This window comes from Alcanivorax sp., assembly GCF_014762765.1.
Lineage (GTDB): Bacteria > Pseudomonadota > Gammaproteobacteria > Pseudomonadales > Alcanivoracaceae > Alcanivorax.
This window is the reverse complement of record NZ_JABURH010000132.1, coordinates 1-7,247: the sequence shown is the minus strand read 5'-3', so window position 1 is coordinate 7,247 and position 7,247 is coordinate 1. Positions and strand designations below refer to the sequence as shown.

At 58.2% G+C, this 7,247-nt stretch carries 8 protein-coding genes; 3 read left to right on the top strand and 5 right to left on the bottom strand.

Features of this window, described 5'->3' with window-relative positions; translation table 11 throughout:
* The coding region (locus HUJ17_RS09360) for an LON peptidase substrate-binding domain-containing protein (protein ID WP_290510441.1) at positions 1-431 on the bottom strand (431 nt) is incomplete at its 3' end.
* Positions 432-485: 54 nt separating this feature from the next.
* Positions 486-1,121, bottom strand: a complete 636-nt coding sequence (locus tag HUJ17_RS09355; RefSeq protein ID WP_290510440.1) for a methyltransferase domain-containing protein — start codon at positions 1,119-1,121, stop codon at positions 486-488.
* Between the two features lie 123 nt (positions 1,122-1,244).
* Here HUJ17_RS09355 and HUJ17_RS09350 point away from each other — a divergent pair, with 123 nt between their 5' ends.
* Positions 1,245-2,492 (top strand): AarF/ABC1/UbiB kinase family protein, encoded by a 1,248-nt coding sequence (locus HUJ17_RS09350; protein WP_290510439.1) that lies wholly within the window; start codon positions 1,245-1,247, stop codon positions 2,490-2,492.
* A 15-nt stretch (positions 2,493-2,507) separates the two neighbouring features.
* Here HUJ17_RS09350 and HUJ17_RS09345 read toward each other — a convergent pair whose 3' ends face one another.
* From HUJ17_RS09345 to rimO, 3 genes are all read right to left on the bottom strand, one after another.
* Complete coding sequence (locus HUJ17_RS09345; RefSeq protein WP_290510438.1) at positions 2,508-3,458, bottom strand: alpha/beta fold hydrolase; 951 nt, start codon at positions 3,456-3,458, stop codon at positions 2,508-2,510.
* Positions 3,459-3,574: 116 nt separating this feature from the next.
* Positions 3,575-4,420 (bottom strand): EamA family transporter, encoded by an 846-nt coding sequence (locus HUJ17_RS09340; RefSeq protein WP_290510437.1) that lies wholly within the window; start codon positions 4,418-4,420, stop codon positions 3,575-3,577.
* Between the two features lie 4 nt (positions 4,421-4,424).
* Positions 4,425-5,750, bottom strand: coding sequence for a 30S ribosomal protein S12 methylthiotransferase RimO (gene rimO / locus HUJ17_RS09335; RefSeq protein ID WP_290510436.1), 1,326 nt, complete (start codon positions 5,748-5,750; stop codon positions 4,425-4,427).
* Between the two features lie 130 nt (positions 5,751-5,880).
* On the opposite strand from rimO, the gene thpR reads away from it, so the two are divergent.
* Together thpR and HUJ17_RS09325 are read left to right on the top strand one after the other, a co-directional pair.
* Positions 5,881-6,387, top strand: coding sequence for an RNA 2',3'-cyclic phosphodiesterase (gene thpR, locus HUJ17_RS09330; protein WP_290510435.1), 507 nt, complete (start codon positions 5,881-5,883; stop codon positions 6,385-6,387).
* A gap of 91 nt (positions 6,388-6,478) precedes the next feature.
* Positions 6,479-7,108, top strand: a complete 630-nt coding sequence (locus HUJ17_RS09325; protein WP_290510434.1) for a YbhB/YbcL family Raf kinase inhibitor-like protein — start codon at positions 6,479-6,481, stop codon at positions 7,106-7,108.
* Positions 7,109-7,247: the final 139 nt, after the last annotated feature.

Here is a 7,247-nt window from a genome sequence, read left to right as displayed (position 1 = left end):
CGGATGGTCTCATCCGCCTCGGCGCGAGGCTCCGGGTAGCTGACCTCGGTCATGAAAGGGCGTTTGCGATTCAGCCAGTTCTCAATACGGAATCGCGTGGTGCCCTGGGCCACCATCTGGAACTGGCCGTTTTCCTCATTGAGAGCGTGAACCTTGACCAGACAGCCGTATTCCGGGAAATCCTCGTGGGTTACTGAGTCCGGGTCGTTGTCGCCCACATAAACCAGTCCCAGAGACTGGTGCGGTGTCTGGCTGACCCGTTCCAGGGTCGCCTGCCAGCGCTCCTTGTCCAGCATCACCGGCTGCACCAGCCCGGGCATAAAGGGGCGGTGTTGCACGGGGATCAGGTAGATACGCTGGGGTTTCAGCTGGTCGGGCAACGCCAGGCTGCCCGAGGATTGCTCAACAGTATTGGTATCGTCTTGGCTCATAGTGTTGTCACTTCCATTCAGCGTGGAAACAACATGGTGGCGACGGGCGAAAAATCAATTGTTGATGATCAACAGATCCGCACTCAGTGCTTTCGGGGTCTTTGTCCGGCGCTCCACCACACGGGCATCCATCCCGGCATTCTCGCATTTTTCCGCCAGGGCATAGAACGGTGAGCGGCCCGGGTCCGCAATGATCACCTGTTTGACGCCGCTGCGCAGTCCCCGGCGTATCAGGTTGAAAAGCACCGGGGTCAGCTCATCCCAGAAGCAGATATCGGCGCCGGCGATGATATCCACGTCGGCCAATCGCTGTTTAGTGAGTTTTTCGAAGCGGTCCTGCTGTTGGGTGATCTGCACATTGTTTATCTGTGCATGCAGGTCCAGATAGGGAAATACATCCGGATCTGCATCCACGGCTGTGACCCGGCAACCGAAACGCTTGGCCGCAAAGATGGAGAGGGGGCCCCAACCGCAGCCGATATCCATCATATGCTCATCGGCGGAGACTTTTCGGCGGGTCAGGTGGTCCATGATCAGGAAGCTGGAGTTCCAGACCTTGTTGCCGTGAATGGAAGGGGTGTGGTTGGCACGTTTCAGGCGACGGATTTCCCGGTGGCCGGAACGCAGCAGGGTAATGCCGCGAGTGCGAATGGTATGCGGCTCTCCAGCGCGTATAACTGTTCCTGACATAATCGCTCACCAGCGGCAAAGCCAGAAACATTACGGTCAAGCCCGGCGGGATTCAAGCCGTATTATGCAGGCATACTATGGGCGGACGGATTCTGGGTGAATAACCATAATGATTAAAACCTGATGATTAGAGAAAGTATTGCCGGTGTCAGCGGCCTTGCTGCCGGGCGAACCCGATATCTACGAGCCCTGACTGCCATGGCGCGCGTGGGGGCGATATATGCCGGGGGAGTCGGCAAGGACGACCGTCATCAGCGTCATTGCCGCGGGGCTGACATTCTCGCAACCCTGTGTCGCCATAATGGCGCTTTCTGGGTCAAAGCGGCCCAGTTCTTCAGTTGCCGGCCGGACGTATTGCCACAGGAATATATCGAAGCGTTTCAGCAACTGCAGAATGATGCCGCGCCGGTTCCCTTTGCACGTATTGAAACGGCGCTGAAGAAATTCTGGGGCGTTGACTGGCGTGATCAATTTCGCTGGATTGACGAGACCCCGGTGGCGGTGGCATCCATCGCTCAGGTTCATCGTGCCCGTCTTGAGGATGGCACGGATGTGGCGGTGAAAGTGCGCCTGCCCGGGGTAAAGAAACTGTTCGAGCAGGATGCCAAGGTGTTTCAGGTCCTGGCGGCGATTGCTGCCCCCCGGTTTCGGGAGTTCGATTTGAAACAGGCTGTAGAGCAACTGCTGATCATGACCGCTATGGAGCTGGATTTTCGTAACGAGGCAGCTAACACCCGACGTTTTGCTCGCCAGCCTCATCATCCCCGTATCCGCATTCCTGACCTGATTGAGGGGCTGTGCAGCGAGCGCATTCTGGTGACCACTTGGGAGCAGGGGCCGCGACTTCGCAACCATCTGGATGCTCACCCGGAAGAGGCTAAAGATCTGCTCTCGGTATTGTTGACCAGCTACCTGCAACAGGTGACACGTTTCGGGGTCTACCAGGCGGATCCGCACCCGGGCAATTTTTTGGTCAACGACCAGGGCCAGGTAGTCATTCTGGATTTCGGCGCCATCGGCGTGCTGGCCCCGGACGAAGTCCGCCGCTACTCACGGCTGCTCTATGGCCTGATGGGTTTTGAGGGGGACGTGGATATCGGCGAGCTGTTTGTTCAGGCAGGCTTCAAAGGCGGAAGCCCGGAAACACTGAAAGAGCTGGCGCTCTTTGTGCTGACCGACAAGGTCAACCAGCAGGGGCCGGTGGCGGCCATGGGCGAGCTGATGCAGCGGTTCCGTGAAGAGCGAATCAGTATTCCCGATTCCTATATCGGCATCTCCCGGGTACTGATTACGCTGGGTGGCTTTCTGATGAGTTACCAGGTGCCGTTTGACTGGACACCGCCGGAGCAGCGGCAGGTCCAGCCAAGTTAAACCCCTTCTACCAGATCAGGACTCAGCCTGAGCTTCCCGCCAGAATACCCGGAAGGCATCGGCGCTTTTGGTGGGCGCTTCTGCCATAGGGACATGGCCGATGCCATCGAGAATCACCGCTCGAGAGTGGGGCAGCTCCTCAAGAAACACCTCCACATTGTCCACCCCGAGCAGGCGATCTTCCCGGCCCCACAGGACCAGCGCCGGCTGATTCAGATCGGCCAGCTTGCCGGTACCTTCCAGGCTCATGCCCGGGTCGTTGTCCATGTCTTCCCATATTTTGTCGGCTACCGGAGCATTTTCGGCTTTCTTGGCACCCATGATGTCGATGAAAAATTCCGGAATATAAGGAGCATCTTCCATGGCCCACTTGAGGGTGGTGTGGAACTGTTCCGGGCTGCGAGGGATCAAGGGATTGCTGTCGCTGGTAGCCAGGATGGCCTTGAAGTCTTCGGTCTGGCGGGTAAGTCCGGCCGCATCCACCAGCCCCATGGAAAGCACCTTCTCTGGTGCTGCTTGCGCCAGTGCCAGGGTGATGGCGCCGCCCATGGAATTACCGGCCACGTGATAGCTTGGAATCTCCAGGGTCTCCATAAGGATAATCAGGCGCTCTGCCTGGTCTGCCATGGTGTAATCAAGATCCGTGTTGCGGGTGGTTTCGCCATGACCTGGCAGGTCCGGAACCACAAAGTGAAAATCGCCTTCAAGTTCGTTGACGAAGCGTACCCAGTTACTGGAGTCGGCACCGAAACCGTGAATCAACAGGACCGCTGGTTTGTCCTGCTGGCCTTCACTGCGTAGCAGATGCCACTGAATGCCGTCGCTGGTTTCCACGAATTGATCTGTCAGGCCGGCACGACTCTTTTCCAGGCTCAAGCCACTTTCGTAGGCCCATTTTGCCAGTCCGTCGCAGCCAGTAAGGATGATCGTGCTGATCAACAGCAGGCTGAGTTTCAATGAATGCATGAATGAATCCTGTTTGTTGTTTTGCCGACCCACGAGCATAGGGGATTTTGTCGCCTTGTGTCCTTCTCTGCGGGCCAATATCCAACAGGCCCTCTCGAGAGTGACTGAGGGGTTCCCTAGCGGCTTTTCAGATTCCAGACGCCGGCGGCGACAATCAGCAGGGTGCCGATCAGGGTGGTCAGTACCAGGGTTTCGCCCCAGAACATCCATCCTAGTAGTGCGGCCCAGACTACCGAGGAGTAGTTGTAGACACCCACCTGGCCCGGGCGGGCGATTTGATAGGCGGTGGTCATGGCATATTGCCCGCCGGTGGCCACCAGGCCGATGCCGAACAGCCACAGATAATCTGTGCCAACAGGCAAGGTGCTGGCCCAGGGCAGGGGCAGGGCGGAAAACAGGGTGGCGAACAGGGCGAAATAGAAGACTACCCGTTGTGCAGGCTCTGATACTGCCATGCGCCGGATACTCACCTTGGCCACACTCATGATGGCAGCACCAGCCAGTGCCACCCACATCACCGGGTTCACGCTGCCACTGCTCACATCCATGATGACGGCCACACCGGCAAAACCGCCAATAATGGCCAGCCAGGTGCGCAGACTGATCACTTCCCGCAGCCATAACCAGGCCACGATGGGCAGAAAAAACGGCACGGTCATCTTCACCAGTACTGCTTCCGCCAGGGCAATATGCCCGATGGTGTAGAAAAAGCAGAACATGGCGGTGACGCCGGTGAAGCCGCGGATCATGTGCAGATGCAGAAAGCGGGTGCGCAGCTGGCCGAAGCCGCCACGGGAGGCAATGATCGGAATCAGAATCAACAGCCCGAACAGATTGCGGGCAAAGACGATCACCTCGGTATCGAGGTGATCGGACAGGTGCTTGATCATGGCGGCCATCACCGCCAGCAGGCCCTCGCCGAGAACCAGTAGCAGGGCGCCCTTGAGAGGCTGGTCGCTCACGCGATCACTTGCTGACTGGCACCGGAGTGCCCCACAGGTCGTGCTCGTCAGCGTGTTCGATATTGACCTTCAGGCGCTGACCAGGTTTCAGATCGCTTTCCCCGTTGAGATAGACCAGCCCGTCGATTTCCGGGGCATCCGCCTGGGAGCGGGCAATGGCGCCTTCCTCATCCACTTCGTCCACCAGGACTTCCAGAGTACGGCCGATTTTCTTTTGCAGCTTGGCAGCACTGATGCGTGCCTGCACATTCATGAACCGCTCGCGGCGCTCTTCCGCCACGTCCGGGTCCACCGGGTCGGGCAGGGCGTTGGCCGGCGCGCCTTCCACCGGGGAGTAGGTGAAACAACCCACACGGTCCAACTGGGCCTCCTCCAGCCAGTCCAGCAGCATTTCGAAATCCGCGTCGGTTTCACCGGGGAAGCCGGTGATGAAAGTGCTGCGCAGGGTAATCTCCGGGCAGATTTCCCGCCAGCGACGAATGCGTTCCAGGGTGTTTTCGGCATGGGCTGGGCGCTTCATGTTCTTGAGAACACTGGGGCTGGCATGCTGAAAAGGAATATCCAGATAAGGCAGGATATGACCTTCGGCCATCATCGGGATGATGTCGTCCACATGCGGGTAGGGGTACACATAGTGCAGTCGTACCCAGGCACCCAGTTGGCCCAGCGCCTGACACATCTCCAGCATGCGGGTCTTTACCGGCATGCCTTGCCAGAACCCGGTCTGGTACTTGCGGTCTACCCCGTAGGCACTGGTGTCCTGGCTGATCACCAGCAGTTCCTGCACGCCGGATTTCACCAGCCGTTCGGCCTCATCCATCACATCACCAATGGGGCGTGAATCCAGCTTGCCACGCATGCTGGGGATAATGCAGAAACTGCACTTGTGATTGCAGCCTTCGGAAATCTTCAGGTAGGCATAGTGTCGTGGTGTCAGCTTGATGCCCTGAGGTGGGACCAGATCCATAAAGGGGTCATGGGTCTGGCTGGGTGGCACCACCTGGTGAACGGCGTTAACCACCTGTTCATACTGCTGTGGGCCAGTGACGGACAGCACCGAAGGGTGCACCTTGCGAATGGTGTCTTCTTCCACGCCCATGCAGCCGGTGACAATCACTTTGCCGTTTTCGCTAAGCGCTTCGCCAATGGTTTCCAGAGACTCGGCCTTGGCATCGTCGATAAAACCACAGGTGTTGACCACCACCACATCCGCATCGTCGTAACTGGGTGTGACCTCGTAGCCTTCCGTGCGAAGCTGGGTCAGAATACGTTCAGAGTCCACCAGGGCCTTGGGGCAACCCAGGCTGATGAAACCGACTTTACCGGACATAGTGATACCTCGATATTGGCTGCCGTTCGCTGATGGCTGACACTGGCTGGGCGAACGGGGGCGCAATTCTACCGCCGTCACCGTTTTGAAGCCATGCCGCAAGGCTGGCCTATCAGACAGGAGGTTTTTGATGCGCTGTTTTGTCGGCGTACCGGTGACCGGGCCCCTGGCCCGGGAATGCAAGGAGCTTGCCCTGGGGTTGCCGCGTGCCACCCCTCGACCCAATCTGCACCTGACGTTGGCCTTTCTGGGGCAGTGCACCCCGGCTGGAGTGGCCCGGCTGTCTGCAGAATTACGGACGTTGGCCGACCGCTTCGCCGCCTTTGACCTGACCTTTGATCGTTGTGAACCCTTCCCCGCAGAACAGGGTCCATTCCTGGCGCTGACCGCTACCTGTTCAGAGGCGCTCAGCGCGCTGCATGAGGGGCTATGGGAATGTCTTGGCCGACAGGGCATTGACCGCGAACAGCGGGCCTTTCGCCCGCACATTACCCTGGCGAAGCCGGGGCTGGCCCTTGCGGCACAAGCCGGTGACTGGCAATTGACCGTAGACCAATTATGTCTGTATCAGAGTGAGTTGATCCAGGGGGAGGTTCCTACCTATCGGCCTCTCTCCCAGCACCCTTTGGCGGGGTGACAGGAATCGGAATGAGGGATTGCCGGTTGAATTTTTCCTCGGCACCTGCAAGGTTGGAGCCTCTGCAAAACCGGACCCAAGGAGTCTTACCATGGAGCTAGTCAGTAACAGTCTCACCGATCAGGCTCCCATAGCTGAAAAGTTTGCCTTTGCGGTGATTGACCCGGACAACCATGTGGCCTTGTCCAGCAACATCAATCCTCATCTGGCCTGGAAAGGCGAGCCTGCGGGAACCCGCTCCTTCGCGGTAATTTGCCATGACCCGGATGTGCCAAGTGCCGGGGACGATGTAAACCAGGAAGACCGGGAGGTGCCAGCGGACCTGCCGCGTGTGGATTTCTATCACTGGACCCTGTTCGACATTCCTGCTGACCAGAGCGAAATCATGGAAGGTAGCCATTGCCAGGGAGTCACCCCGCGTGGCAAGTCCGGACCGTCAGCCCCCCAGGGGCTGCGACATGGTCTCAATGACTACACCAGCTGGTTTGCCGGCGATGGAGATATGGAAGGGGACTATTTTGGTTATGACGGACCCTGTCCGCCGTGGAACGATAGTATCGTCCATCGCTATGTTTTTACTGTCTATGCTCTGGATGTGGACAGGCTGCCAGTGGCAGACGACATGAGCGGCGGTGCCATTGTGGCAGCCCTCGAGGGGCATGTGCTGGACAAGGCCAGTATCACGGTCAGTTATACACTGAACCCTCGACTGGCGGACTGAACGTGCTACGAGCAGACACAAAAAAGGCCGCTTTCGCGGCCTTTTTTGTAGGTCCTCAATGAAAAGGACCTGAATTGGTCGGAATAGCAGGATTCGAACCTGCGACCCCTACGTCCCGAACGTAGTGCTCTACCAGGCT

Excerpts from the sequence above, each read along its gene's own strand:
- HUJ17_RS09355 (WP_290510440.1), bottom strand. The coding sequence starts at position 1,121 with ATGTCAGGAACAGTTATACGCGCTGGAGAGCCGCATACCATTCGCACT.
- HUJ17_RS09350 (WP_290510439.1), top strand. The coding sequence starts at position 1,245 with ATGATTAGAGAAAGTATTGCCGGTGTCAGCGGCCTTGCTGCCGGGCGA.
- HUJ17_RS09345 (WP_290510438.1), bottom strand. The coding sequence starts at position 3,458 with ATGCATTCATTGAAACTCAGCCTGCTGTTGATCAGCACGATCATCCTT.
- rimO (WP_290510436.1), bottom strand. The coding sequence starts at position 5,750 with ATGTCCGGTAAAGTCGGTTTCATCAGCCTGGGTTGCCCCAAGGCCCTG.
- thpR (WP_290510435.1), top strand. The coding sequence starts at position 5,881 with ATGCGCTGTTTTGTCGGCGTACCGGTGACCGGGCCCCTGGCCCGGGAA.
- HUJ17_RS09325 (WP_290510434.1), top strand. The coding sequence starts at position 6,479 with ATGGAGCTAGTCAGTAACAGTCTCACCGATCAGGCTCCCATAGCTGAA.